Raw genomic sequence first — 25,501 nt, 5'->3', positions numbered from 1 at the left:
TTGATTGTTTGGTTAATTCGATTAAAAGGTTTGATTGTCTAAATAGGCGGCCAAACGGTCTTTCATCACGTTATAGACGCGTTCAGTATCAACGGCAGTCCCGCGAAGCTCATAATCCGCAATCATGTCCGTGTCAAGTTGTTCAGCATAACGCCGAGCGGTTAGACAGTACTGATCGTTAAAGTTACGGTTACCAGAACCAACAACTCCGAGACAGAACCGTGAGTTTTGATCGTAGTTAAGATATTCACCTAACACGTTGGTCATCAATTCCTTAACCCCATTGTCAATGCCGTTACCACCGTCAAGGTAGGTTGGGACAAAGGCGAAGTAGGGTTCAGTCTCAATGGCAAAGTCTGACTGTTCGGTGATTTCTTTTAAGGTAATTAATGGGTTGTTATCATCAGCTGCATGCTGGGTCTTGGCGTAATCCTGCATACCGGTGACAAATGAGCGGGTATTGCCTTCAATGGAGATATAAATGATATTGATTGTTGATTCACTCACAGCAGTTCCTCATTTCTGTTTTACATTAGTTTTAGTTTACGCTGGGCACTACTTAATTGCAAACGACTACGGCTCCGAATCGTCGCAGTTTGTTGTGATAACGGCCGGCTTAAGATAAACTTAATTTTTAGTAGGCTTTCCCTTAAATCAACCGCATCCAATTTATGTACAACGGGTTAGTGGCAATTCACACGACTTATCATATAAAAGTACCAAAGTTGACCAGTTGAAGTTCGCCGGATACAAAAAAATGGCCTCTAAGAAATCAACTTTCTTAAGGGCCATTTTAAGTAGTGCGTGTAAATATTTAGTCTTGTGTTTGATCGTCATTATGATCGTCAGGTGTGCTATCCGTCTGGGCGCTAACCTCAAACCAATTGATATAAGCATTTTCAAAATCAAGCGCTTTGAAATTGAAGTTACCGATTTGAATCGTATCACCGGCTTGGATTTTAGGAAAATTATCCAAAATATAACCGGTCAAAGTGACAACATCGGAATCTTCAAATTCTTGTAAGTCGGTCTTGAAGTAGCGTTCAAAGTCGTAGATGGTCATCTTACCACTGATGCGGTAAGTGCCATCGGCTTGCTTTTCGATGTATTCGTTAGAAACATTGTCGATTTCGTCATTGACGGTTCCAAAAAGTTCTTCGTAAATATCCTTATCAGTGACGATTCCACTGGTCCCACCATATTCATCAACCACGACGACGATCGGCGTTTGTTTGTCGATCATCTTTTGGAGAATGGCTTGAATCGGTGTAGTTTCAGGAATTGTAATGATATTACGCAATAACTTATTGACCCGAATATCATCGTCAACTTCACCTTGGCGAATTAAGTCATAGTTATAAACGTAACCCAGAATCTTGTCCTTATCATTGTTAGCTACGACGGGTAAGCGGCTAAAGCGTTTCTGTAAATAAACGCGAATGGCTTGCTTGACGGTATCGTTGATATCAATCACAACTAGCTGAGTACGGTCGATCATGATATCCTTAGCAATCTTGTCATTGAACTCAAATGCCCGCTCCATGTAAAGGTAATCGTTACGTTCAAGCTCACCGCCAGTTACGGCATTTCGTGATAGGTTAAGAATTTCGGCTTGTGAATAAACATCGTTATCTTCATTCGCAACTGGGATGCCTAACATTTTGACGACGCCAGCTGATGAGACATTCAACAACCATACGAAGGGGTAGAACATCACGTGGAACCACCGTAATGGTGTCGTAATAACCGCCATTACTTTGAGTGGCATGTCGATTGCGATATTTTTAGGCACGATTTCGGTTAAGACCACTTCTAAGTAGGTCAGTAGGAAAACCCCAATGACGATACTAATACCTCGTAATACCGCGGTTGAGACGGATAGGTTGAAGAGGGATAAGAAATCAAGCACAAAGTGTTCAGTTGTTTGTTCACCAATCCAACCTAAAATGATACCAGCTAACGAGACCCCCACTTGGGTGGTTGAAAGATACTCGTTAAGGTTGCGGACCATGTGCAAAGAAGTTGCGATCCGTTTTGACGGTTTATCACGTTTTTTTTGTTCTTCTTCGAGAGCGCTAGGGCGGGTCTGAACGAGTGCAAACTCACAGGCCACAAAGAAAGCCGCGACGAAGAACGTAATGACAATAATGACTAAATTTAAAATTATCTGGCCACTGTCCAAAGAAACATTCCTCATTTCATAAATATTAGTTACTTTAAGTATAACGCGAAGTAGCTAATATTATAAGGCCTATCACCCGTTTTGTCAGCCCCCGTGACGGTTAATTAATTGGTCTATCGTAGTCAGCGGGCCTACTGGCAATCTTTTAAGCGCCAATAATGCGATCGCGAGAAAGATGGTTAACGTTTCCAATGAATGGTGCTAAACTAAGGGTATACCAAGTAAAGGGAGATCTTTAATGATGCCAGTAGAAACGAAAACTAAGATTCATGAGGATTCGAAGAAATTGGTTTATCAAGATAGTGATGTCAAAAAAGCGATGGATTTAATTCGTGACCGTGGTTACGTGACCCGTGCAGATTTCAATCAGATGGACGATGCGGATTGGGCGGCCGGTTTTGATCAAAAGATTGAAGCCGCTTTCCTAAAAGTTGAAGGCGAAGACCCGTACATCTACTTCGAACAATTTGATTTCAAGGGTGGCGACATTGATTCAATCATCTTTGATATGGATCAAGTTGGCACGCGTGACCATGCCTTAGATTTACTTGCTGAAGCCATTCACCAACAGGCTTACTAAGAATTGATTTGATACGGAGGTTATTGACATGCGCCAGCAATTATTCGGTCATCATCTGGATGATCTACTAAAGCCCACCAAATTATTGAAGCGGGCTCACCGGGAAGCAGAGAACGTCTTAAACGCACACGTTGGGATGAAAACGGACGTGGTTGAACATGACGATGATTACACCGTAACGGCAGAATTACCCGGTTTTGATAAGGACGCTATTACGGTGAAGTATGCTGACGAATGGCTAACTATTCGGGCGCACCGGTCGCAAGACGATCGTAACGATGACGGGCGCGTACTCCATCGCGAACGGATGGACGCGGACTTTACCCGGAAGTTTCATCTAACGAATGTCGTGCGCGAAGAGATTCAAGCGCATTATCAAGCAGGACTGCTGACCGTGACGTTGCCAAAAACCGTTGCGGATAGCGAAGGTAAGATAGAAATACAATAAATAAAAGCATCGTCAGCGAATTCTGACGGTGCTTTTATTCGGTACATACACATTGATGGCAACGGATTTTTTTGCACACTTAGGGGTGTTGTTAGCAAGGTGCTGTCTCAACTAGTTGACAGAGCTAGCAATCAGTCGTGACAACCTAATGAGCACGAATCTGAAAGTCTGTAGCATAACCAGGTACCAATTCAGCGCGGGGTAGTCAGTGAATATCGGTCACCACCTGAGCAGCTTATTAGCAATCATGATGTGATTTAAAGTGCGAGCCTACTTTTGCTCATCAGTCGCATCGCCATTGGTGTCTTCAGCTTTATTAGCATCTGAGATGCTCATTTGAATCGTACGGGGACGGTCTTTGATAATAACAATCGTCCCATGGCCGAGGAAGTCTTTGGGCCCATCATAGGCCATTTCATATTCATTGGCGAATGAGCCGGATTTTTGAAGTGTCATGAAGAAAATTTTATTGTCTTCGTAGTCGTCACTGAACATGATGGCCATCGTGCTATCAATCAATAATTTCTCTTTGCGCATCGCTTTGAGACGGTCCCAAAGTCCGGCAATCACTGGTTGTGGAATCAATTCTTTAACATCATCACCGACACGGGGCTTTTTGGTCATTTCATACATACTGCATAACCTACTTTTCATTTGTATTTGCATTAACCCATAAATGATACCATATTCAGAAATTAATGTGATTTACAATGTCATCTAGTTTACAAGACTAGTTAATCTAGGTATAATTAATGTAACCTATTTATCAGAGGAGGACGCAGCATGGCAGCTAATGAGACTTATGCAGATTGGCAGGCCCGCATGGCAAAGGTGATTCTGCCGAAGTGGATCGAGTTACCGAACTTTGACTTATATATGGATCAGGTCCTATTATTAATTAATGAAACGTTGCAGCCATTAGGTGCTGATCCAGTTACTGCCGCAATGATCAATAATTATGTCAAACATAAAGTGATCTTGTCACCAGTCAAGAAGAAATATCAAATTATGCAATTGGCGGATATTATTGTCATTAGCTTACTAAAACCGAGTTATCCACTGGATAAAATTCGTCAGGGAATCGACCAAGTGACTGCGACTGGCTATCCCAAGCGAGCTTACGACAATTTTATTACGGTATTAACGAATCAACTTCATCATCCCGATGATCCAATTACGATTTCTGATCAGGATCTCAGTCACAGTTTAACAACCGCAGCGGCTCAACTGATTGTTAATAAATTGCGCACGGATGAATTATTGCGACTTAATCAAGTACAGACCAAGCCACAACAAATTGAAAAATAAGCCGAATGCGGTGGACCAAGTAATGTCAGTTATTTGGTCCATACGTGTTTTTTTGGTTGCTGGAATGGCGGGGCTTTAGTATCATATAAAATGATTGTAAGCAATTTAAATTGGGATAGAGTGGATCAACAGTGGTTTGTTTGTTAATCTGCTTTACATTGGGAAGAGTGATTGATATGAAGGTGTTTATCAGTGACGATCAAGAACAACAGCGTCTCTGGTTAAACGACATCATTACGGCACAGCTGGAGGCATTGCACTTTAATTATGAGTTAGTCTCAGTATGGCAGCCGACCGATGTGTTAGCGGCGGTAAAGGATGGCGGCGGACCAAATCTTTATTTTTTAGATATCGTTTTACAACGCGAAATCAATGGCATTCAATTGGCCTCTAAGATTCGTGATTATGATCCTGATGGGTTTATTGTCTATGTGACGGTGCGTGATGACATGATCCCGGATACGTTGAGTGCGATGACAACACCAACCGGGTTTATTTCAAAAACAAATATGTTCGATAAGGCAAAGTTTGTTCCAGAAGTACAAAGAGTCCTACAAGTCGTAAAAAAACGGTTAGGTATGTTACAGCAATCTGCTGAACCGACTTTAACGATTCGAAGTGGTGCGTTATTATTAACGCTGAAGCTTAAAGATATCATCTACTGTGAGAAGGAACATGGGCTGCGGACCACGCGAATCGTGACGACGACCCAGTCCTATGTCGTGCATAAGAATTTAAATACGATTAAGGAACAACTGACAGCGATGCATTTTTTTAATGAGTTTCAAAGTTATGCCCTCAACCTTGACCATGTGATTACGGTTGATTTTAATAAGGGCGTGATTAGTATGGACAATCATGATCACTTGACCTTTAGCCGGGGAACGATCAAGAAGTTACGGGCGTACTACCAGACCCAGGGATAGGATGAGTGTATGATAACTGAAACACAATTAACAGCAATTCAAACGTATGCTTTGCAAAAGCTTGCTCACGATCATAGTGGGCATGGTCGCGATCATTTGCAGCGGGTCAACCGGCTAGCACGCCGGCTGGCAAAAGCCGAAGGGGCGAATTTAAATCTGACTTTAGCGGCAGCTTGGCTTCATGATGTGATCGACGATAAATTGATGGCCGACTCAGCGAAGGCGCATCAAGATTTGATTGATCAATTGAACGCGCAAAATGTTACGGCTGCCGATCAAACGGCTATTTTTGCAATTATTGATCACATGTCATTCAGCAAATCCTTCAACGGCCCTCAAAAATTAAGTCTTGAAGGGCAAGTCGTTCAGGATGCGGATCGGTTAGACGCGATTGGCGCTATCGGGATCGCCCGGGCGTTGTATTATTCAGGTCATGTTGGTGAAAAAATTTATGACCCGGCAATTGCGCCACGTGAACATATGACGCGTGAACAATATCGACACCAGCCCGGCACGGCTATCAATCACTTCTATGAAAAGTTGTTCAAGTTAGCAGCTCTCATGAATACGGATACTGCCAAAGCACTGGCAGCCCACCGGACAGCGGTGATGCACGAGTTTGTTGACCAATTTAAGGCTGAGTGGACGGCGGATGATAAGGCGTAATGGCATCCCTACGTCTAGTTGAATCACTAGTTCTTTGAGCTGATATCATGTTATCAGATGATGCAATTACCATTTATATTGGCTAACGAAAAAGGCCATCACAAGAATGTATCGTGAATTCTTGTGATGGCCTTTTTAGCTCTTATTCTGGTTTTAAGGCTGGCAATCTAAATCAGGCACGGTTGGTCAGAAGATGGGTTACCAACATGACTAGTAGGGACACGAGTAGTGAGTAGCCCAAGATAATGGCGACCATTAGTCCCCAAGTAACTAACGTATGGATCCAACCGGTGATACCGATGAACGTCAGTAAGGTAGTCAGCACGATAATGATGACGATGGTGCTATACAACCCGATCGCACTATTCTGATAGTCAGCGGGACTTAGATCGAAGCCACCAATCACAATGACGAGGGTTAGAAAGAGCAACATTAATAGTTGCCACCAACTCGTTGGCGTACTGGTTAACGCGTGAAAACTTGCAGCCCATTGTGGTTGTTCGGGTGTATCAGCTAATTTGAAGATGGCTTGAAATAGGCCAGGAGCGAGTAGCCAGTCTAGTCCAAGGAGTGCCGCTGTGCATCCGAAGATGGGGGCGACACCAATGAACAGGTTACCAATGACTTGATACCGGCTGTGCCGATTCCAAGTATGGTTAACATAGCCTAGTGCCAGATCATCCGCCGACTCATCTTCAGGATGGAGGTGAGGGCGTTTGAGCAGCCGGACCGATTGGATGCCGTGGCGAAAAATCAGTGCGAGGATTAGATGGCTAAGCTCGTGGATGATGATGCCCAGAAAACCACAGTAGACCTGACTGTTAATACCGTAGTGGTTGACCAGATTTGCTTTGGTTTGTCGGTTGATAATCGTCAGTAACCAAGCGAATAGTCCTGGTAAACCAATGATGACCAGCAAGACGATGCCGTTATTCTTGATCAAGTTATCCACGAGGCTACTCCGTTATTGGACCAAAAGTGCCGTGCACGAGCTTGCGTAGATCATCAGCGTCGATTTCAATTGAACGCCCGATTTTACCCGAAGATACGAGAATCTTACCTTGCTGCTTAGCGGTCTCGTCTAAGTAGATGGGAAACTTCTTAGTTTCCCAAATACCAACTGGTGTGTTGGCGCCGTGTTGGTATCCGGTAGTTCGTTCCAAGTCCTTTAATGGAATCATGCCAACTTTTTTGTTGCCGGATAGCTTAGCCAATTTTTTATAGCTGAGGTGCTCATCTAACGGCAAGACACCGACGACGGGACCAGTCTTGTTACCAATCAGCGCTAAGGTCTTGTAGATATGATGTTCGTCAACACCGAGGTGGTCGACTTGTAATTGTTGAACGTCGCCTTCCGCTTCGGTTGGAAATTCATATTGTTGATAGCTGATATTTGCTTTATCCAAAATCTTTTCAACAAGTGTTTTACCTAATTGATCTTTTTTCTTCTTTTTTGACATTATTGTTAACCTCACATTTATTAAAAATACGGTCCAATTTTATAAATGGACCGGAACAATTCACCCAAACGCCATTAATTCTGCTATACTTGAGGTATGAAATAACCTCAAAGGAGGGATTACAATGGCTGACCTAGTTTATCAACAAGTCATCAATGATCTCAATAAACGGATCATGGCGAATGAATTTGTTGATAAGAAGCTTCCAGATGAACGTAGTCTTAGCGAACAGTATCAGGTAAGTCGTAGCTCGATTAAGCGCGCGCTTAACGTGCTAGCCAATAAGGGCCTGATTTTCAAGAAGCGGGGTTCGGGAACGTTCATTAATCCATTATATCTTAAAAATCAATCTTCGTTTAAGTATGAAGGAACTAACCTAGGAATTACGGACAGTTTAAATACTGAGGGTGCTAAGCCCAGTATTCAATTATTAGACTTTCGCGTCATTCCTGCAAGTCAAGAGTTGCAACAAGACTTATTTTTAACTGCTGACGAGTTTGTTTATGAAATCAAACGGCTGCGATTACTGGATGACCAGCCTTTCATGATTGAAAGTGGCTATATTCCAATCAAGCTTGTGCCCCAGTTGAACCGACAAGTGGTCAGTGGATCGATCTTTAATTACGTGCAAAAGACCTTGCACGCCGCAGTGACCAAATCATTCTTATCGATTGCGGCCGATGCGTCCAATACGACTGATCAAGAGTTGCTACATTTGCAGCCGAATGAACCGGTGGGCCTGATGAGTGGGATCTTCTTTTTAGATGATGGGACACCCTTTGAAGTGTCTAATATGCGATTACATTATCAATATATGAAGTATACAACGTTTGTGTCAACGAATAGTTAGGAGTCTGAGGTGTCATGGCACTGATTCGTATTAATTTTATGGCGGCTAGTTTACACCGGACCGTTCCCCTGATGGTGTGTTTACCAACGGATAAATTGGTCCCAGATGAGCAGGGCGTGCCGCGCCCGATTCAGGGTCCGTTTGCCACCCTGTACTTATTGCACGGTATCTTAGGTAGTGAAGTCGACTGGATTAGTGGCACACGAATCCAGCGCTGGGCCGACGAACGGAACCTGGCTGTCGTGATGCCAGCGGGCGAGAATAGTTTCTATACTGATCATCCTTGGTCTGGGGAGACGTATAGTCAATTTATTGGTCAGGAATTGATTGATTTTACACGCCGGACGTTTCCACTATCACACCAGCGTGACCAAACTTTTATTGGCGGATTATCAATGGGTGGTTACGGGGCGCTGTATAACGGACTAAAATTTCACGATACTTTTGGGGCCATTGTGAGTTTATCAGCCGGACTGAATGTGCGACCCGGAATGGAAAAGTTACCGGCAAAACCTCAGTGGTTTGCGGAAACGGCCGCATATCAGCATGGCGTTTTTGGCCCAGATCTAGCAGCTGCTGGTCATTCGGAATTAAACCCGCAAGTGCTCGTAACTAAATTACTGGCAGCTCACGTCGCTTTACCCGCGATTTTTATGGCGATTGGCGATCAGGACGGCTTAAAGCCAGCGAATGATGAATTTGATCATTTTCTAACGGCCAAAAAAGTTTCGCATGAATATGTAGTCGGTTCTGGAGCGCACGAGTGGGATTTCTGGGACCGCTATCTATTAAAAGCACTGAACTGGTTGCCACTAACTAATCAGGGCGCCGGTGTTAATTCTGGGCATATTAAAGCTAATTGATGGGCTGCTTCAATCATTCTGTGTACAAATTATTAAAAAATATATTAATCTAAAAGCAAGGTGTCCCAAGGGATGAGCCTTGTTTTTTTGTTTTAATTTATAAAATTGGACCGTTCCAATTAACAAAAAGGTTGATTTTTTGAAATGAGTTGTTAAAATAGAACTTGTAAACGAAAACATTTAAACAGTTAGCGTTCAAGTGAAAAGCAAATTAAGGAGTGTTTTTGAAATGACAACAGATTACTCATCACCAGCATATTTGCAAAAAGTTGATAAGTACTGGCGTGCTGCCAACTACTTATCAGTTGGTCAACTTTATTTAAAAGATAATCCACTATTACAACGGCCATTGAAGGCCAGTGACGTTAAGGTTCATCCAATTGGTCACTGGGGGACGATTGCCGGTCAAAACTTTATCTATGCTCATCTTAACCGGGTCATCAACAAGTACGGTTTGAAGATGTTCTACGTTGAAGGTCCAGGTCATGGTGGTCAAGTGATGGTTTCAAACTCTTACCTTGACGGTACTTACACCGATATTTATCCAGAAATTACGCAGGATGTTGAAGGAATGCAAAAGCTCTTCAAGCAATTCTCATTCCCAGGTGGGGTTGCTTCCCATGCGGCACCTGAAACACCCGGTTCAATCCATGAAGGTGGCGAACTTGGTTACTCAATTTCACACGGGGTTGGGGCAATTCTTGACAATCCTGACGAAATCGCCGCGGTTGTTGTTGGTGATGGGGAATCCGAAACGGGTCCATTAGCAACTTCATGGCAATCAACGAAGTTCATTAACCCAATCAACGACGGGGCTGTTTTACCAATCTTGAACTTAAATGGTTTTAAGATTTCTAACCCAACGATTTTTGGTCGGACTTCTGATGCTAAGATTAAGGAATACTTCGAAAGCATGAATTGGGAACCAATCTTCGTTGAAGGTGACGATCCTGAAAAGGTTCACCCAGCCTTAGCTAAGGCCATGGATGAAGCCGTTGAAAAGATCAAGGCAATCCAGAAGCATGCTCGCGAAAATGACGATGCGACATTGCCAGTATGGCCAATGATCGTCTTCCGCGCACCTAAGGGCTGGACTGGTCCGAAGTCATGGGACGGTGATAAGATCGAAGGTTCATTCCGTGCTCATCAAATTCCGATTCCTGTTGATCAAAATGACATGGAACATGCGGATGCTTTAGTTGATTGGCTCGAATCATATCAACCAAAAGAACTCTTCAATGAAGATGGCTCTTTGAAGGATGATATTAAAGAAATTATTCCTACTGGGGACAGTCGGATGGCTGCTAACCCAATCACCAATGGTGGGGTCGATCCGAAAGCCTTGAACTTACCAAACTTCCGTGATTATGCGGTTGATACGTCCAAAGAAGGCGCGAATGTTAAGCAAGATATGATCGTTTGGTCAGACTATTTGCGGGATGTCATCAAGAAGAATCCTGATAACTTCCGGTTGTTCGGACCTGATGAAACCATGTCTAACCGCTTATATGGTGTCTTCGAAACCACTAATCGTCAATGGATGGAAGACATTCATCCAGATAGTGACCAATATGAAGCACCAGCTGGCCGGGTCTTAGATGCTCAGTTATCTGAACACCAAGCTGAAGGTTGGTTAGAAGGTTACGTCTTAACTGGACGTCATGGGTTATTTGCCAGTTATGAAGCCTTCCTACGCGTTGTGGATTCAATGTTGACGCAACACTTCAAGTGGTTACGTAAAGCCAATGAACTTGATTGGCGTAAAAAGTACCCATCACTTAACATTATCGCGGCTTCAACTGTATTCCAACAAGACCATAATGGTTACACCCACCAAGATCCGGGTGCATTAACTCATTTGGCCGAAAAGAAACCAGAATACATTCGTGAATATTTACCAGCCGATGCCAACACGTTATTAGCTGTCGGTGACGTCATTTTCCGGAGCCAAGAAAAGATCAACTACGTGGTTACGTCAAAACACCCACGTCAACAATGGTTCAGCATTGAAGAAGCTAAGCAATTAGTTGACAATGGTCTTGGTATCATTGATTGGGCAAGTACGGACCAAGGTAGCGAACCAGACATTGTCTTTGCAGCTGCTGGGACGGAACCAACACTTGAAACGTTGGCTGCTATCCAATTACTACACGACAGTTTCCCAGAGATGAAGATTCGTTTCGTGAACGTGGTCGACATCTTGAAGTTACGTAGTCCTGAAAAGGATCCACGGGGCTTGTCGGATGCTGAGTTTGACCATTACTTTACTAAGGACAAACCAGTGGTCTTTGCTTTCCACGGTTACGAAGACTTAGTTCGTGACATCTTCTTTGATCGTCACAACCATAACTTATACGTCCACGGTTACCGTGAAAATGGTGATATTACCACACCATTCGACGTACGGGTCATGAACCAGATGGACCGCTTCGACTTAGCTAAGACGGCTATTGCGGCGCAACCAGCAATGGAAAACACTGGTGCGGCCTTCGTTCAATCCATGGATAATATGCTTGCTAAACACAATGCCTATATCCGGGATGCCGGAACTGACTTGCCAGAAGTTAATGATTGGCAATGGAAGGGTTTAAAATAAGCAGTTAAAATCTTAATTTGAAAATAGCGTTGCTACTGGCCTGTGCCTCCAGTAGCAACGCTATTTTTGTGCGCTATTAATTGTGTCGATTGGATACTGTCAACTCAGCATGGGCGACTTATTTCAGATTGCGTGTATATCAAGCAATACTAGTGGTATGTCAACAAGTACTGATTGGTGCTGGAATGTAGCCTATGACGTCTTAATCAGAACCTAGCTAACTGACGTTTAATCAAGAAGCAACTTGCAATGACTAGCATAATGTGAATTGTGAGCATATTTTAATTGGTTTTTAATTATTCCTGTTATAATAACGCTACCTAAGCTGATACTAGTGATGGTGATTAGTTAAGGATGAACGGGTCTGACGCAATCAGCTCAGCCTAACATCGTCGATTCCGGTTCCATGAACCGAGTTTATGTGGAAAGGAGCGACTGGTTGTTTAATCGCCAGTCAACGATGCTAATGAAAATTTTGATAACAGTCGAGAATTTAGTGATGGATGGTGTCAAACGAGCGGCGACGGTCCTCGGTAATGCGTTGACCTCGCAAGCCGAGGTTGCTTTTTACTCCTTGGCCCAACCCCGGTCTTTTTATGAACTGAGCGCACCGCTTATCACGGCGCGCCGGCCTGCAAGTGCGACGGTACTTAATTACTTTGGCGCTGATCCGTTGACCGTTTATGCGCCTCAAATAGATGATTTACTCACGACGATTGGGTCGGGAGCTTACGATGCCGTTATTCTCCCGGGAGGCTTACTGACGAGTTTTGCTCCGGCAATCAAACAGCGTTTTCCACGGGTCAATGTCATTGCGTGGATGCACAATAATGTTGATATCTACCTCAATCAGTATTACGTCCAAATGCAAGATGAACTGGTCGCAGGGCTCTTAGCGGCTGATACGGTCGTGACATTGACCGATTATGATTGGGAAGGCTACTCACGTTTTAACGCCCATACGGTCAAGTTTTATAATCCACCAACCATGCAAGCTCATGGTCAGCAGGCCGACTTGGCGCAACATATCATTGCCTACACTGGTCGTATTGACCTGCAACATAAGGGGCTCGATTATTTGTTGACAGTTGCGCGAGCCTTGCCCGATGATTGGCAAATTGCAGTCGCGGGGACTGGTCCCGAAGACCAATTAGCGACGTTCAATCGGTTGATGGCTGAACTCGATGTTCGTGACCGCATTATTTATCGGGGTGCGCTGAAAGATACTGAGTTACGGGCGCATTATCAACAGGCGAGTGTCTTCATGATGACTTCGCGTTGGGAAGGGATGCCATTAGTTATGGGGGAAGCGATGACGATGGGGTTACCGATCGTCTCAATGTGGAATACTGGCTCAGCCGAGTACTTGCAGGGTGGCCAGTACGGTGTGTTGACTCCGGCCCGCGATGTTAATGCTCTGATTACTGGCTTAATGCCACTGTTAACTGATTTTGACTGTCGCGCTGAATATGCCGCGCGCGCTCGGCAACGCAGTCATGACTTTACCTTGAGCAAGATTGTCCGGCAGTGGCTGGCACTATTGAATCGCCAATATGTTCCGCAAACGGTCGTCGAATCAAATTGGCCTGCGGATTTGAGTAGTGGGGGGCATTAGCCTGTCATAGCGGTCATGATAATCGCTCAGTACTTAGGACCTGAATGGTTGGTGCTGAGCTTTTTTGTCATTGATGGTGGGGATTTTCTTTTGATAGAACTATTATATAAAAGTTATGAATTCTATTAATCAATTTGCAAACGCGTGACGACTTTGATACACTCAATCAAAAGGTCAGCCCTGCCTGACCGCATTGGAGGAGCTTGCTATTGAAGACAACGTGGCTGGCTAGTTTACTAGTCACAATCTTTTGGGGCGCCGTATTGGGGCTCGTTGTAACGTATTTAGGTGGGGCGATGGTCGAGGCTTTGACCGCCACCCCCATCGTTCGTGAACCACTCAAAGCCATGGCGGTGGGTATCATATTGGCAGTGATGAGTGGGTTATTAGTGACAACGCACCATTAAGAACTGTATGCTGGCTTTAAGGGCGCTTAGCCGACCGTTATCAAGCTTGATAAATTAAAAATGATTCGCCTTCTTGTCAGAGGAAGGTGAATCATTTTTTAGTGTAGATGAATCACGGGGTTCAATGGTGAACTAACTGTCCGGAGTGCGTTGCGCAAATGCTCACGATTTGGATAGTCGGAGTAGTTTGAGTAACGTACCGGCAAGTTCTTCACGTTGATGGGCTGGCAGATCACTCAGGTAGTCGAGTAATGCAACAATATTAGGTGATTGGAGAAGCTCGTCGCGAAAGAAGTCCGCTATTTTTAAATTCAGAGTTTCAGCGATTGCGGTCAAACTTTGTAGTTTAATGTTATCGACCTTACCACGTTCGAGTCGAGAAATTAGCGAGATTGAAACATTCGATTGTTCGGCCAATTGCTCGATGGTGATGCCGTGTTGCTGTCGGCGTTGCCGAATGATTTTGCCTATCTCGGTTAACATGGGAATCCTCCTTAATCCATTAAGCGTCTTAGCATTAATTTTAGAGGTTTCGCTATGCTTGAAACAGATTCAAGCAATCAGTAGTTCTCGATTAAATGCGGCTTCTCAAATAAACTTGGCAATGGGGCCGGTACCGTCACCCGTGTGGTGCTAAATGGAAGTTGTAGATCCAACAATTGGGCATGTAACATCAGCCGAGGCGCCGACTCCGCTTGCGAGTCGTAAAGTGGATCACCGATAATCGGGTGGTCACTGGCGGCCAAGTGGACCCGTAGCTGATGGGTACGGCCAGTATGCAGGGTCAGTTTAACTAAACTCTGATGGGCGGTTGTTGCACATACTTCGTAGTCGGTGAGTGCTGGCTGGGCATCGGCCGTGTTGACCCAGCGTTTGCGTTTGTCGGTAGTATCGTGACCGATTGGCGCGTTGAAATACCCAGTTGGCGTGGCAAAGTGACCACGTACCCAGGCATAATAAGTTCGGCGAATTTGCTTGTCACTGATTAAGCGGTCCAGAATCGGGACGACGACCGGGTTCAATGCGACTAGCATCGCACCAGAAGTCATCTGGTCGAGCCGGTGAACCATGTATGGCGCCTGATGAGTTGGCTGGAGTGCGGCTGCTAGGTCATTTAAAATTGATCCGGTTTCACCCGGTTGATTAGGATGCGATTTCACGCCAGCGGGTTTATCAACGACTAACAGATCGCTATTTTGATATAAAATCGTGGCTGGGGCCGTGGCGGCCGCAATATAGTTCGAGGTCGGGGTTCGAAAGTCACTGGGGATAAACGTCAGCGTCAGGCAATCACCAGTATTGACGAGTTGTGCAATCGACGTTGGTGCACCGTTCAGCTGAATCCGCCGCGTTTGGCGTAACTGGCCCTGAATCCGCTTTGGAATCAGCCAAGTCCGAAGGCAAGCCCGAATCGACTGTTGATTCAAACTAGACGGGATAGTGAGTTGATAAGTCCAGGTCATGAATAAAGCTCCTTTATAACGGGGAAGGCGGGGCACACGAAGGCCACTAAAAAAGTCTGGAACGCATCCAGACTTTTTGGTTAGTCTTCTTTTTTAGCGGCCGGCTTAACGATCAAAACGTCACAAATTGCGTTGCGACTGACGTAGGTGGTTACGGAACCGACCATCAAACGTTCAACGGCGGATAAGCCGGTTGAACCAATCATGATTAATTCATTATGGTGGTCAGCAGGGAATTCACGCGCGATAACTGTTTTAGGATTACCAAAGCGAACGTGAATATCAACGTCGGTCACCCCAGCGTCAATCGTTTGTTGCTTAAGTTCTTCCAAGCGCTTCTGGACGTCTTCTGATAGCTTATAGATGACATCGCCACTGACCGCACCGCCATACGTGTCACTGAATTGATTGACTTCCAACACGTTTAAAATGTCGAGATGGGTCTTGTTACGCTTTGCGACTTCGATGCCCCGACGAAGGACTTCGTCGGTAGCCTTGGAGCCATCAACTGGTACCAAGATATTTTGATATTGTTGTAACATAATGGTTACCCCCGTTTGATATGGCTAGTTAATATCTACATTTTAGCATTAATTTTCAGCAATGTAAGCAATTAAAATCGATTGATTTATTTGCTAACTTGAGTTTGTAAGGATAATTATTTTAATGGACTGAAAAATGACTGATTTTTTTCACACGAACTTTGTGATGGAAAAATAATATTCTTTAAGGTCGTTAATCGATCAATCAGGCACATTTAATGTCAATGAGGTTATTCAGTGACACCCTAATTTCGCAAAAGTCCCTGGTCACAACGTTTGGTAGCGATCGTCAATCTAGTCAACGATAACGAATTGTTAACTAATCAATCAGTTAAAATGATAACGGTGTCAATCGACTGATATTAATAAAATAATTCGAAGCAATCTCGATTGAATGTCCCCCTTCGACATGCTACTATTATTCTGTAATAGCAGGTGCTACAGGGGAATTAAATCGGTTGTGTTAACAGCTAACTCACGGAAAGTTTGGGGATTTTAAAATTGAAAATTGGAATGACGAAAAAAGTAGTAACTTCATTATTGCTAAGTACCGCTTTACTGCCAATGTTGAGTGGTAAAGCTGACACGGCAAGTACGGATCAGAAACCAGCGGCTGCGACTAAGGGAAGCAGCGCTGCTTCGGCTGCCAGCCAACAGGTGACCTTAAGTGCTGGCAGTCAAACAGCAACAACGGCGAGCGATGCGGCTGACCAATCCGTTGCTAGCGACGGTGCAAAGACTGACGACCAGGCGAAGTCGGCCGGTACAACGACGTCTGATACCAGTGCGTCCAGCCGGGTGACGGTACGGGCGGCCAGTCAAGCAACTAAAGCTGACAGTACAGCACAGCAAAGCCAGTCATCGACTAGTGAAGCCGCTAAGGACAACGCCGCTGCCAGTGCTACGGCAGATTCCACGACTAGCGCCGTTGATCAGCTTGACAAGACTGCCAAAGCGAGTGCCGCCACGAGTCAAGATAGCCACAGTACGACTGATGAGACGGCTAAGGCCAGTGCAGCTGCCAGCCAGGCTAGTCACGGCACCACGGATCCAGCCGGCGCAACGGTTGCAAGTGAAGCGGCCAAATCAGCCGCATCGTCGGCCGCACCGAAGCAAGCGACCGAACAGGCGGTAGCTGCGAAGATTTCACCGAGAGTTGAAACAGTCGTGGCAGCTGATGCCGTCCAGCCATCAGCGATGATGGCACGCTCAACGCGGGCGATGACTAGTCAGGAAATCTTCCTGAGCCAAATCAAAGCAGGGGCCATCTCTGGTTGGAATAAGTATCAAGTCTTACCATCAGTCACGGCCGCACAGGCGATTCTGGAAAGTGGCTGGGGGCAGTCACAACTGGCAACTGATGGAAATAACTTATTCGGTATCAAGGGAAGTTATCAAGGACAATCAATCTACTTCCCAACTAAGGAATGGAATGGCTCAAACTACATTGTTATTCAAGACGCTTTTCGGAAGTACCCAAATTGGTCGGCCAGTGTTGAAGATCATGGGGCCTTTTTGGTTGTCAATCCGCGTTACAGCAATTTAATTGGGGTTACCGATTATCGGCGCGTTGCCGGTCTCTTGCAACAAGATGGCTATGCGACCGCGCCAACGTACGCGAGTTCACTGATCAGCATCATTGAATATAACAAGCTACATGAGTGGGATCAAGAGGCGCTCAGTGGTCAAGCAACTGGCGGAAATGATAATAACCAAGTTCAACCTGATCAAGACGTCACCCTCACTAGTGGCACACATAAGTTTACTAAGACAACGACAATTCACAACGCGCCGGACGCTGCGAGTGCCGTAGTGGGCACTTACAATACTGGCGAAACCGTCAATTACAATGGTAAGTTAACGGTCGGTAATGCAACTTGGTTACGTTATCAGTCCTATTCTGGCGTATCACGGTATGTGATGATCAGCCAGGCAACGACGAATAACGACAACAATCAGGCGACCGTAACACCGGAAAGTGGCGCTTACAAGTTTACTGCCAAGACCAACATTCGGTCTGCCGCCAGCAAAACAGCCCAAGTCGTCGGTACGTATAATACTGGTGATACGGTTTACTATAATGGCAAGATTACCACGGGTGGGACAACTTGGTTGCGGTATCTGTCCTATTCAGGAGCTCAGCATTACGTGGCCATGAGTGGTGATGAAGTCGCTAGTGTGGCCAAGCCAGATGTCGTCGCAACGAGTGGGGCCTACCGGTTTACGCAAGCAACGGCTATCAAGAATGCACCCGCAGGTAACGCGACCACGGTCGGCACTTATAATGCCGGTGACACGGTCTATTACAATGGTAAGGTGACGACGAATGGGCAAACCTGGTTACGGTACCTTTCTTATTCAGGTGCGCAACACTATGTCGCGATTAGTGGCGAAAGCACGCCAACCAATGTGGATAAGCCACAAGTTACACCACAAAGCGGGAGTTATCGCTTCACACAAACGACGACAATCAAGAATGCACCAGCTGGTAATGCCGGCAGTGTTGGGACCTACTACGCGGGTGATACCGTATACTACAATGCTAAGGTTACTGCTAACGGTCAGACTTGGTTACGGTACCTTTCTTACTCAGGTGCGCAACATTATGTTGCCATCAGTGGCAATGCCGCAACAGGGACGACAGCTAAACCTGTGACGAACACGCAGGGGGCGTTCCGCTTCGTGACGACAACTAATATTCGCACGGCACCAAGTACACACTCAAGCATTGTCGGTGAATATAACCCAGGTGAAACCGTCTATTATAACGGGACGGTCCAGGCTGAGGGGTACACGTGGTTACGTTATCTGAGTCGCTCTGGCGCCACCCACTATGTTGCTAAGCTTGAGGGCTAAGCATATTAGTTGTGCCTACGCTTAACGCGTTTTATACTAACGATAAGGAAATGAAATAGCGATTACGACCGCTATTAATGTTTCGGCAACCTAGTTGGCTTCGGCTGGCTAGGTTGTTTTTTGATCAGTTTGCAATCGCTTACATTATATGCTATATTGGGTTTATCGGAAGAGTCACAGGTCAGTATCAACCGTTACCCAATTGTTGTAACAAACCCGTCAAGTGATAGCTAGTGCAGTATAGCAGCGTTTCCGCTAATTTCGGATAACTGACTGGCCCAACCTCCATCTATTGATGGCACGGTTATGTCCACGGAGAACGGATTGCCGCCAATCAAACGTTCACGGATGTGGATAGTGAATCAGTCATCTTGTGGTGTGAAGAATGCCACGCCAAACTTTTTGTATGATTCTTCCAAAAAATGGGCTCACATTGTGGGTCCTTTTTTCATCTTGCTGTATGATTAAAGTAACCTAAAGCTGAAGGAGATTTTAAAACATGTATTATGTCGCAATGAAAGATCATGAGATTGGCCGCAACTTGGCAACCGAACAATATTTAATGAATAACGTGGATTTTGATGAACCATTAGTTTTGTTCTACTATGAAGAACCGTGCATCATTGTTGGTCGGAACCAGAACACGCTTGAAGAAATTAATGCCGATTATGTCCGTGAACACCACATCACCGTCACTCGGCGTCTCTCTGGCGGTGGGGCCGTATATCAAGATCTTGGCAACCTCTGCTTCAGCTTCGTGGTGGATAGTGACAGTCAGGAGTTTGGCGATTTTAAGACGTTTACCAAGCCAATTATTGACGCACTCCACGATATGGGGGCGACGACAGCGACGGTCAGTGGTCGTAATGACCTGCTCGTCGATGGTAAGAAGTTCTCTGGTAACGCCATGTATTCACGGAATGGTAAGACATTCTCCCATGGCACTTTGATGTTGAATGTTGATTTAAACGTTGTCCCACAGGCGCTAACAGTCCCGACCGACAAGATTGCATCCAAAGGTATTAAGTCCGTTCGGAGTCGGGTCACGAACTTACGGCCTTATTTAGCGCCAGAATATCAGAATATCACGGTGCCAGAATTTCAGGATGCCCTGTTAAAAGAGTTGTTCCATGTTGATTCGTTGGATCAGATTGCGGATAAGGAATATCACGTGACACCTGAACAACAAAAAGCTATTGATAAAATTTACGAAGACTATTATGCTAATTGGGATTGGGTTTACGGTAAATCACCGGAATTCTCGGTCAAGCGGCGTCAACACTTTGATATGGGAACCATTGATGCGCGCATCTCGGTCGATGACGGCTTGATCAATAATATTAAATTTTATGGTGATTTCTTTGGTAGTGGCAACGTTCAAGATATTGAAGCCGCCCTTAAAGGGGTGCGGTATGACCATGAGGCCATCGCTAAAGCGCTGGCAGATATTGATTTAAATCAGTACTTCACGGGAATTGAACGGTCGGCCATTATTGACTTAATTGCCCAGTAATAGGAGTGATTTGTTGAAACTGACTCGCCTAGTTGCATTTGCGTTTGTGTCCTTTTTTTGTTACGGTATCGTCAATTGGATGATGTCGACCAGCCATTTTCACCTGCAAGCAAAACACATTTCGGTAGCGGAAATGTGGCAGGGCCTATTGATTGCCCTAGTCTTATATTTTCTAGGCATTCTGGCGGTGTATATTAATCGTATGCTGGGTTTTTACGTCCTAGGGCTAGTTGTGTTGATTTATAGCTTAGGACTCGTTAGCGCCTTGATGTCGGGCTACCAGAGTACGGCTGGCATGGAAATTAAGCTAGCGTTAGAAGTTATGGGTGTGATCGGGTTAGGAATCAACTTTTATACGTTGGTGTTACTGACTCGCTGGCGACGTGCAAATTAACGAAATTGAATAATGAATGAGGGATAGTGTTTTATGCAACGAAACGTACAAGCTTTTATTGATGATGTTACGGCTGACAAGGTTACGCAGGATAGCTTGACTGGTACCTATACCAAATTAGCGACTAAGGTTAAGCCTTGGCTAGCGAAATTGGTAGTGGCACTCAATGCCGACCAGCTTGCCCAAGTGACACTGACGGCTAAGCATGAGCCAGCTATCAGCTTTCGGTTGGAGACGAGTGTCATTAACCTGCCACTGGCTAATTTGACCGAAATTGGAAAGGTTACGGCGGCAGAGGATACGCTGCCAATCAACGTTTACATGATTGCAGAATCCGATGCGTTACCGTCAGGATTGCGAATTGATGAGCTGGGAAGCGTTGCCGACGTGCTGGCTGATCAAACCAATGCTGAAAAGTTACTAACCGATTGGCTGACAGCCCAGACTGATCGCTTAGACCAGATTACGGCAGCGGAAGCTTAAACGTAATCTTTACGAGTTAATTACTGTATCTTTACATGACTATGGTAAGGTAAGAATTGATATTGGAGCCAAGCCAAAATCAAAATACCAATGGAATTGAGTGTGCCGTTCATTAAATCGAACGGGATACTCAATTTTTTTGATTGCGAAAAGTTAAGTGCTACGGCCGATTTGGGGAGCGGCTGCTGCAAGTTTTGTAGCAGCGTGACTTGCAATTTAACAATGAAGATGATAAGGTAGTCCATGCGATGAGTCGATAGAGTCAGATCGTTAGTAATAACGGTTCCGCGCGAGCGGCTAGTGACTAATATTGATAGCGGGGCACGTTTCTCTGACGTATTTCAGAGTGCTTGGGTCACTGACATTGTGGAGTGTCACTCCCGCTGGTTTTACCAGTGCCGCGATGAACGCGTGTTAACCATTTTCGGATGGCTGACACGCGTTTTTTTGCGTGCCGGCACAAACAATAGGTTTCCATGAGAAGGCCCTTCAGACGTGTTGGTCGACGAAATCGTCGTAAAATAAAACGGCCGGTCATCAGGATAAGATTATCCTGATGACCGGCCGTCAATGGACTGAAAGATTAGTCCTCTTCGTTCATTGCAGCTGCTGACTCGGTGTTAGCAGTTGCCCGTTGCATTTTTCCAAGCACACCGCGGGCGATTGGGCCGACGATGATGAGTTGGAGTGGTAATGCAACAATCAAGTTAAAGATCCAAGTGTGACCGTAAGTCGCTAATACGTGACTCCCGGACAATTCACCTTCCACTGCGATCCCGAAGAGGGACATGCAAGTTACCATGCCAAGGACCATCAAGACGGAGATGGTAATCCCGATCAAGACGACCCGTTTGCGCATGTAATCATTAATGATATATTTGAAAGCTAATCGTTTGGCAATTGGTCCCACGACCAATAAGTCTAAAATGATGGCAACGAATAAACCGAGTGGGTAGCCACTGAGGATTGCCATTACTAACCCGCTACTGAAACCTTGAGCAAGGGTAACGTTATAGGCGGTCATCACAAAGACCATTAGACCAGCCATAATGGCGGTAAAGACAACTTCTTCTTTTAAATTACGTGGCATTCTATTCACACACTCCTAGTTTTTTTGTATCGGTTGATTACTATAGCATGTGAAGGGGGCCTCACATAAGTAACAATTTGATGATAAATTATGAAACGGTTACATTGTTAGCCTATTTTGGGCCGTAGTCGGGGTGTGATTGACGATATCCTGATAGAGCGGCAGTAGGTTGGCGAAGTGAGATTGAAAGAAATAAGGTTGCAGAAATAGTTTCCCGGTTAGCAAAATTCACTTCTGTTATGTTGACGAGGCGTAGTCAAGAAAAGAATGTCACAATGAATCTTAGGTGCCAAAAAAAGGACCAACTGAGCCAAATATAATTTAAAGTTAAATTTCAATCCAGAACAGGTAAACGTTGGTAAAGTGAGACAACATAGCGTATGCTGTAGTTAGTATCAGACAATTAATCTTTGGGGAGTTGATTATCTTGAAAAAAATGTTAGTTAGTTCAGCCGTGATTGCTGGGATCATTGCGCTGGGAGGCGGTTATTACTTAGAAGCCGACCATCAATCTAGCCAGTCGCGGGTTAGTGAAACACAATCAGTTGTGTCAAAGACTAAGGCTAAAAAAGACGCGTCGTCTTCAGCAAAGTCGACGAAGCAATCGACAGCTACCAAATCGTCGTCAATTAAAGCATCGTCAGTTTCGACGACTTCAGCTAATGAGTCACAATCCGAAGCTAGCGCAACGACTAGTCAGGATAGTAAGACAACTACTGCAGCTAGCTCACAGGGACGTTCAAATACCACTGCAACAAGTCAAGCAACTACCGGGCAGTCTGCGCCCGCGACTTCATCAACTAGCGGCCAGCAGACGACCAATCCACAGCAGTTGACGGCTAGTCAGATCAATGATTGGGCTTGGCAACAAGTGGCTAAGGACTATCAACAAACAACGGCCAATAAACAGAATTTTGCGTTTAATCAGTATCAGAGCGGTGGCTTAGTTTACGTGGAAGTTTATGAAAATACCAACGCCGATGTCGCGCACTTAGCGGGGCGTTTTCGGATTAATTCCCAAGGTCAATTGGAACAACAACAGTTGGCTAAGGGAAACGTATGGCAAGTCGTTGCGACACAGCCATAATGGCGTCGTTTAACTAAGTATTATTGAAAATATCGATTACCAAGTGGGTGTTCAGCGGGTGCCAATATTGAACACCCACTTTTTTGTGCCATGACCAGGGTGCCGGTATGCCGGACCTGCAATAACGGGTGAGCGTAGCAGTGCTTACGATTCTAGCGAGTGGCAAGCCACTACTCAGTAAATATTAAAGCTGGAACATTGTAACCGCCTTCTTGCTCATTGTGACCAAATACGGCATACTTAAAGTAGTTCATAAGGATTGGTGGCTGGTTTGATGGCAAAAGAGAAACATGAAATTTATGACGAAAAGGATAAGCGACTGGGCCGCTTGATTCTGAAAGTACTGGGGATCGTCGCGATTGTCAGCGGCTTAGTGGGACCGTTCATTTACTTGTTGAATGCGGACTGGGGCCGTGAGCTAGGAACCTTGGCCGTGATTTGTGGCGGTGTTGCGATTTGTCTGGGCCCTAAAGGTCGAACGGCGGGAGGACAGTGGTTGGCACTCCTGAAGACGCTGGGACTAAGTATTCTGATTTTGGGATACTTTGTGCTTGTATTGAAATTATTAGGCTAGGCAATATATGATGAGTTGCTGTAAAAATGGTGGTCAGGATCATGCTGGCACCATTTTTTTATCGTACTGAAATAAGATTCGGGCTTGCACTCCTATTATTATGAGAGTAAGATGAAAATATCATTAAATAACATGTTGATGAGAAGAGTAGTCAGGTCATACCTTTGACAGGGAGCCGCGGGGAGTGCAAAGCGGCAAGGTGGCGCCTGATGAAGATGAACTCGGAATGCCCAGTTGCGGTCGCAAGGCTGTGCTGGCGGGACTGGCCGATACTCCAGTGAGTCAATAATGACTTGATGAGTTTAACGGGGTGACCCGTAATTGAACTTGGGTGGTAACACGCGACCGGCGTCCCTTGAAGATGGCGGCTTTTTTTGTGGCCATTTCTGAAGGATACTTTTGCCAACTACTCGGTATAACTAGATTGGATGGGATTGAGATTATGACAAAGCAAACTGATAAATTACACATTGAAACACGGTTGGCGCAAGCTGGTAATCGGAGCGATGATGAGAAGACTGGCGCAATTTCGGCGCCTATCTATTTGTCGACAGCGTATCGACATGCTGGTTTGGGACAATCTACCGGATTTGACTATCCGCGTGAGGCCCAACCGACCCGCTGTATTTTGGAACAAGTGTTGGCAGAGATGGAACACGGCATCGCTGCGTATGCGTTGACTTCTGGCATGGCGGCGATTCAGCTCGTTTTCACGTTGTTCAATAGTGGTGACAAGATTATTGTGTCTGATGACTTATATGGTGGATCGTACCGCTTCTTTGACCTCTTACACGACCATTATCATTTGGATTTTGCTGTCTGGGATGGGCAGGATCAAGCGGCCTTGGCAGCACTGGCAGACGATCAAACCGTGGCCCTGTGGTTGGAAACGCCATCGAATCCAACCATGAAGGTCATAGATATTACGGCCACAGCGGCTACCGCACACGCCCATGGCCTCAAGTTAATCGTTGATAATACTTTCTATACGCCGTTGATTCAAAAGCCGCTGGATCTAGGCGCAGACATCGTCGTTCATTCCGCAACCAAGTATTTAGCCGGTCATAATGACGTTTTAGCCGGTGCGGTGGTGGTCAAGTCGCAGGCGGATGCTGATGCGCTTGAATTTAATCTGGTGACGACTGGTGCGGTCCTTGACCCGTTCGACGTTTGGCTACTCTTACGGAGCTTGAAGACTTTGCCATTACGTTTGCATCAGCAGGAGGCTAATGCGCAGGAACTCGTGACGGTCCTTGAGGCAGATGAACACGTTGAACGCGTCTTATATCCAGGACGTGGTGGAATGATTAGTTTTTATCTTGCTACGGGTACCGACGTCGATACCTTTTTACGAGCATTGAACGTAATCTCGTTTGCGGAAAGTCTTGGCGGTGTCGAGAGCCTGTTAACAGTTCCGGCAGTTCAGACGCACGCAGATTTAACAGAAGAACAACGACAGGCAAAGGGGATCACCGCTAACTTGTTGCGGCTATCCGTTGGGATCGAAAATAGTGCCGATTTAGCAGCGGATCTCAAGCAAGCGCTGATCCGAGCGACAAAATAAAGCAAAAGGCTTTACTTACTTTTAGTATGTGGTA

General features: G+C 45.3%; 26 protein-coding genes. 17 read left to right on the top strand and 9 right to left on the bottom strand.

The window, feature by feature from the left end; all coding sequences use genetic code 11:
• Positions 1-21 precede the first annotated feature (21 nt).
• Both nrdI and V7R88_RS10775 read right to left on the bottom strand, forming a co-directional pair.
• Positions 22-507, bottom strand: a complete 486-nt coding sequence (gene nrdI / locus V7R88_RS10780; protein ID WP_054397954.1) for a class Ib ribonucleoside-diphosphate reductase assembly flavoprotein NrdI — start codon at positions 505-507, stop codon at positions 22-24.
• 307 nt (positions 508-814) lie between these two features.
• A complete protein-coding gene (locus tag V7R88_RS10775) occupies positions 815-2,182 on the bottom strand; it encodes a hemolysin family protein (protein ID WP_003644710.1) in 1,368 nt (455 codons plus the stop codon).
• Positions 2,183-2,420: 238 nt separating this feature from the next.
• Between V7R88_RS10775 and V7R88_RS10770 the strand changes: the two genes are divergently transcribed.
• Together V7R88_RS10770 and V7R88_RS10765 are read left to right on the top strand one after the other, a co-directional pair.
• The gene (locus V7R88_RS10770) at positions 2,421-2,762 is read left to right on the top strand and encodes a hypothetical protein (RefSeq protein WP_003642630.1); all 342 of its coding nucleotides are present in this window, start codon (positions 2,421-2,423) and stop codon (positions 2,760-2,762) included.
• A gap of 28 nt (positions 2,763-2,790) precedes the next feature.
• Positions 2,791-3,210 carry an Hsp20/alpha crystallin family protein gene (locus tag V7R88_RS10765; protein ID WP_003642631.1) on the top strand — a complete coding sequence of 140 codons (420 nt, stop codon included), beginning with the start codon at positions 2,791-2,793 and terminating at the stop codon, positions 3,208-3,210.
• Between the two features lie 270 nt (positions 3,211-3,480).
• On the opposite strand, the gene V7R88_RS10760 is transcribed toward V7R88_RS10765, so the two are convergent.
• Positions 3,481-3,843: a hypothetical protein gene (locus tag V7R88_RS10760; RefSeq protein WP_057717323.1), complete on the bottom strand. Its 363-nt coding sequence runs from the start codon at positions 3,841-3,843 to the stop codon at positions 3,481-3,483.
• Between the two features lie 150 nt (positions 3,844-3,993).
• Here V7R88_RS10760 and V7R88_RS10755 point away from each other — a divergent pair, with 150 nt between their 5' ends.
• The 3 genes from V7R88_RS10755 to V7R88_RS10745 all read left to right on the top strand — a co-directional run bounded on the left by V7R88_RS10755 (position 3,994) and on the right by V7R88_RS10745 (position 6,110).
• A complete protein-coding gene (locus V7R88_RS10755) occupies positions 3,994-4,518 on the top strand; it encodes a DUF1836 domain-containing protein (RefSeq protein ID WP_003642633.1) in 525 nt (174 codons plus the stop codon).
• Between the two features lie 176 nt (positions 4,519-4,694).
• Positions 4,695-5,444, top strand: a complete 750-nt coding sequence (locus V7R88_RS10750; protein WP_003642634.1) for a LytR/AlgR family response regulator transcription factor — start codon at positions 4,695-4,697, stop codon at positions 5,442-5,444.
• Between the two features lie 9 nt (positions 5,445-5,453).
• Entirely contained in the window at positions 5,454-6,110 is a 657-nt protein-coding gene (locus tag V7R88_RS10745; RefSeq protein ID WP_054397950.1) for an HD domain-containing protein, read from the top strand.
• Between the two features lie 172 nt (positions 6,111-6,282).
• Here the strand turns inward: V7R88_RS10745 and V7R88_RS10740 are convergent, their stop codons facing one another.
• On the bottom strand, positions 6,283-7,062 hold the full coding sequence (locus V7R88_RS10740; protein ID WP_021356259.1) for a hypothetical protein: 780 nt from the start codon (positions 7,060-7,062) through the stop codon (positions 6,283-6,285).
• Between the two features lie 4 nt (positions 7,063-7,066).
• On the bottom strand, positions 7,067-7,570 hold the full coding sequence (gene ybaK / locus V7R88_RS10735; RefSeq protein WP_011101872.1) for a Cys-tRNA(Pro) deacylase: 504 nt from the start codon (positions 7,568-7,570) through the stop codon (positions 7,067-7,069).
• Positions 7,571-7,694: 124 nt separating this feature from the next.
• On the opposite strand from ybaK, the gene V7R88_RS10730 reads away from it, so the two are divergent.
• The 5 genes from V7R88_RS10730 to V7R88_RS10710 all read left to right on the top strand — a co-directional run bounded on the left by V7R88_RS10730 (position 7,695) and on the right by V7R88_RS10710 (position 13,901).
• The gene (locus tag V7R88_RS10730; RefSeq protein WP_003642638.1) at positions 7,695-8,420 is read left to right on the top strand and encodes a GntR family transcriptional regulator; all 726 of its coding nucleotides are present in this window, start codon (positions 7,695-7,697) and stop codon (positions 8,418-8,420) included.
• 14 nt (positions 8,421-8,434) lie between these two features.
• A complete protein-coding gene (locus V7R88_RS10725; protein ID WP_057717324.1) occupies positions 8,435-9,283 on the top strand; it encodes an alpha/beta hydrolase in 849 nt (282 codons plus the stop codon).
• 229 nt (positions 9,284-9,512) lie between these two features.
• A complete protein-coding gene (locus tag V7R88_RS10720) occupies positions 9,513-11,879 on the top strand; it encodes a phosphoketolase family protein (RefSeq protein ID WP_057717325.1) in 2,367 nt (788 codons plus the stop codon).
• A gap of 466 nt (positions 11,880-12,345) precedes the next feature.
• Positions 12,346-13,494, top strand: coding sequence for a glycosyltransferase (locus tag V7R88_RS10715; RefSeq protein WP_044432928.1), 1,149 nt, complete (start codon positions 12,346-12,348; stop codon positions 13,492-13,494).
• Between the two features lie 209 nt (positions 13,495-13,703).
• A complete protein-coding gene (locus V7R88_RS10710) occupies positions 13,704-13,901 on the top strand; it encodes a DUF2929 family protein (protein WP_003645904.1) in 198 nt (65 codons plus the stop codon).
• A 162-nt stretch (positions 13,902-14,063) separates the two neighbouring features.
• On the opposite strand, the gene V7R88_RS10705 is transcribed toward V7R88_RS10710, so the two are convergent.
• The 3 genes from V7R88_RS10705 to V7R88_RS10695 all read right to left on the bottom strand — a co-directional run bounded on the left by V7R88_RS10705 (position 14,064) and on the right by V7R88_RS10695 (position 15,906).
• The gene (locus V7R88_RS10705) at positions 14,064-14,384 is read right to left on the bottom strand and encodes a helix-turn-helix domain-containing protein (RefSeq protein WP_057717326.1); all 321 of its coding nucleotides are present in this window, start codon (positions 14,382-14,384) and stop codon (positions 14,064-14,066) included.
• Positions 14,385-14,461: 77 nt separating this feature from the next.
• The gene (locus V7R88_RS10700; protein ID WP_054397940.1) at positions 14,462-15,364 is read right to left on the bottom strand and encodes an RluA family pseudouridine synthase; all 903 of its coding nucleotides are present in this window, start codon (positions 15,362-15,364) and stop codon (positions 14,462-14,464) included.
• 80 nt (positions 15,365-15,444) lie between these two features.
• A complete protein-coding gene (locus V7R88_RS10695; protein ID WP_054397938.1) occupies positions 15,445-15,906 on the bottom strand; it encodes a universal stress protein in 462 nt (153 codons plus the stop codon).
• A 501-nt stretch (positions 15,907-16,407) separates the two neighbouring features.
• On the opposite strand from V7R88_RS10695, the gene V7R88_RS10690 reads away from it, so the two are divergent.
• From V7R88_RS10690 to V7R88_RS10675, 4 genes are all read left to right on the top strand, one after another.
• Complete coding sequence (locus tag V7R88_RS10690) at positions 16,408-18,762, top strand: SH3 domain-containing protein (protein ID WP_054397936.1); 2,355 nt, start codon at positions 16,408-16,410, stop codon at positions 18,760-18,762.
• A 499-nt stretch (positions 18,763-19,261) separates the two neighbouring features.
• Positions 19,262-20,275, top strand: coding sequence for a lipoate--protein ligase (locus V7R88_RS10685; RefSeq protein WP_054397934.1), 1,014 nt, complete (start codon positions 19,262-19,264; stop codon positions 20,273-20,275).
• Between the two features lie 13 nt (positions 20,276-20,288).
• Positions 20,289-20,669, top strand: coding sequence for a hypothetical protein (locus V7R88_RS10680; RefSeq protein WP_054397933.1), 381 nt, complete (start codon positions 20,289-20,291; stop codon positions 20,667-20,669).
• A 33-nt stretch (positions 20,670-20,702) separates the two neighbouring features.
• The gene (locus tag V7R88_RS10675; protein ID WP_054397931.1) at positions 20,703-21,152 is read left to right on the top strand and encodes a hypothetical protein; all 450 of its coding nucleotides are present in this window, start codon (positions 20,703-20,705) and stop codon (positions 21,150-21,152) included.
• A gap of 583 nt (positions 21,153-21,735) precedes the next feature.
• Here V7R88_RS10675 and V7R88_RS10670 read toward each other — a convergent pair.
• Positions 21,736-22,242 (bottom strand): DUF2798 domain-containing protein, encoded by a 507-nt coding sequence (locus V7R88_RS10670; RefSeq protein WP_054397930.1) that lies wholly within the window; start codon positions 22,240-22,242, stop codon positions 21,736-21,738.
• 427 nt (positions 22,243-22,669) lie between these two features.
• Between V7R88_RS10670 and V7R88_RS10665 the strand changes: the two genes are divergently transcribed.
• From V7R88_RS10665 to V7R88_RS10655, 3 genes are all read left to right on the top strand, one after another.
• A complete protein-coding gene (locus V7R88_RS10665; protein WP_054397927.1) occupies positions 22,670-23,329 on the top strand; it encodes a hypothetical protein in 660 nt (219 codons plus the stop codon).
• 274 nt (positions 23,330-23,603) lie between these two features.
• Entirely contained in the window at positions 23,604-23,903 is a 300-nt protein-coding gene (locus tag V7R88_RS10660; protein WP_054397925.1) for a hypothetical protein, read from the top strand.
• 442 nt (positions 23,904-24,345) lie between these two features.
• Entirely contained in the window at positions 24,346-25,467 is a 1,122-nt protein-coding gene (locus V7R88_RS10655) for a PLP-dependent transferase (RefSeq protein ID WP_057717846.1), read from the top strand.
• Positions 25,468-25,501: the final 34 nt, after the last annotated feature.

It is taken from the genome of Lactiplantibacillus argentoratensis, assembly GCF_037290055.1.
Lineage (GTDB): Bacteria > Bacillota > Bacilli > Lactobacillales > Lactobacillaceae > Lactiplantibacillus > Lactiplantibacillus plantarum.
Note: the sequence above shows the minus strand (reverse complement) of the source record. Positions and strands in the feature narration are given on the sequence as shown.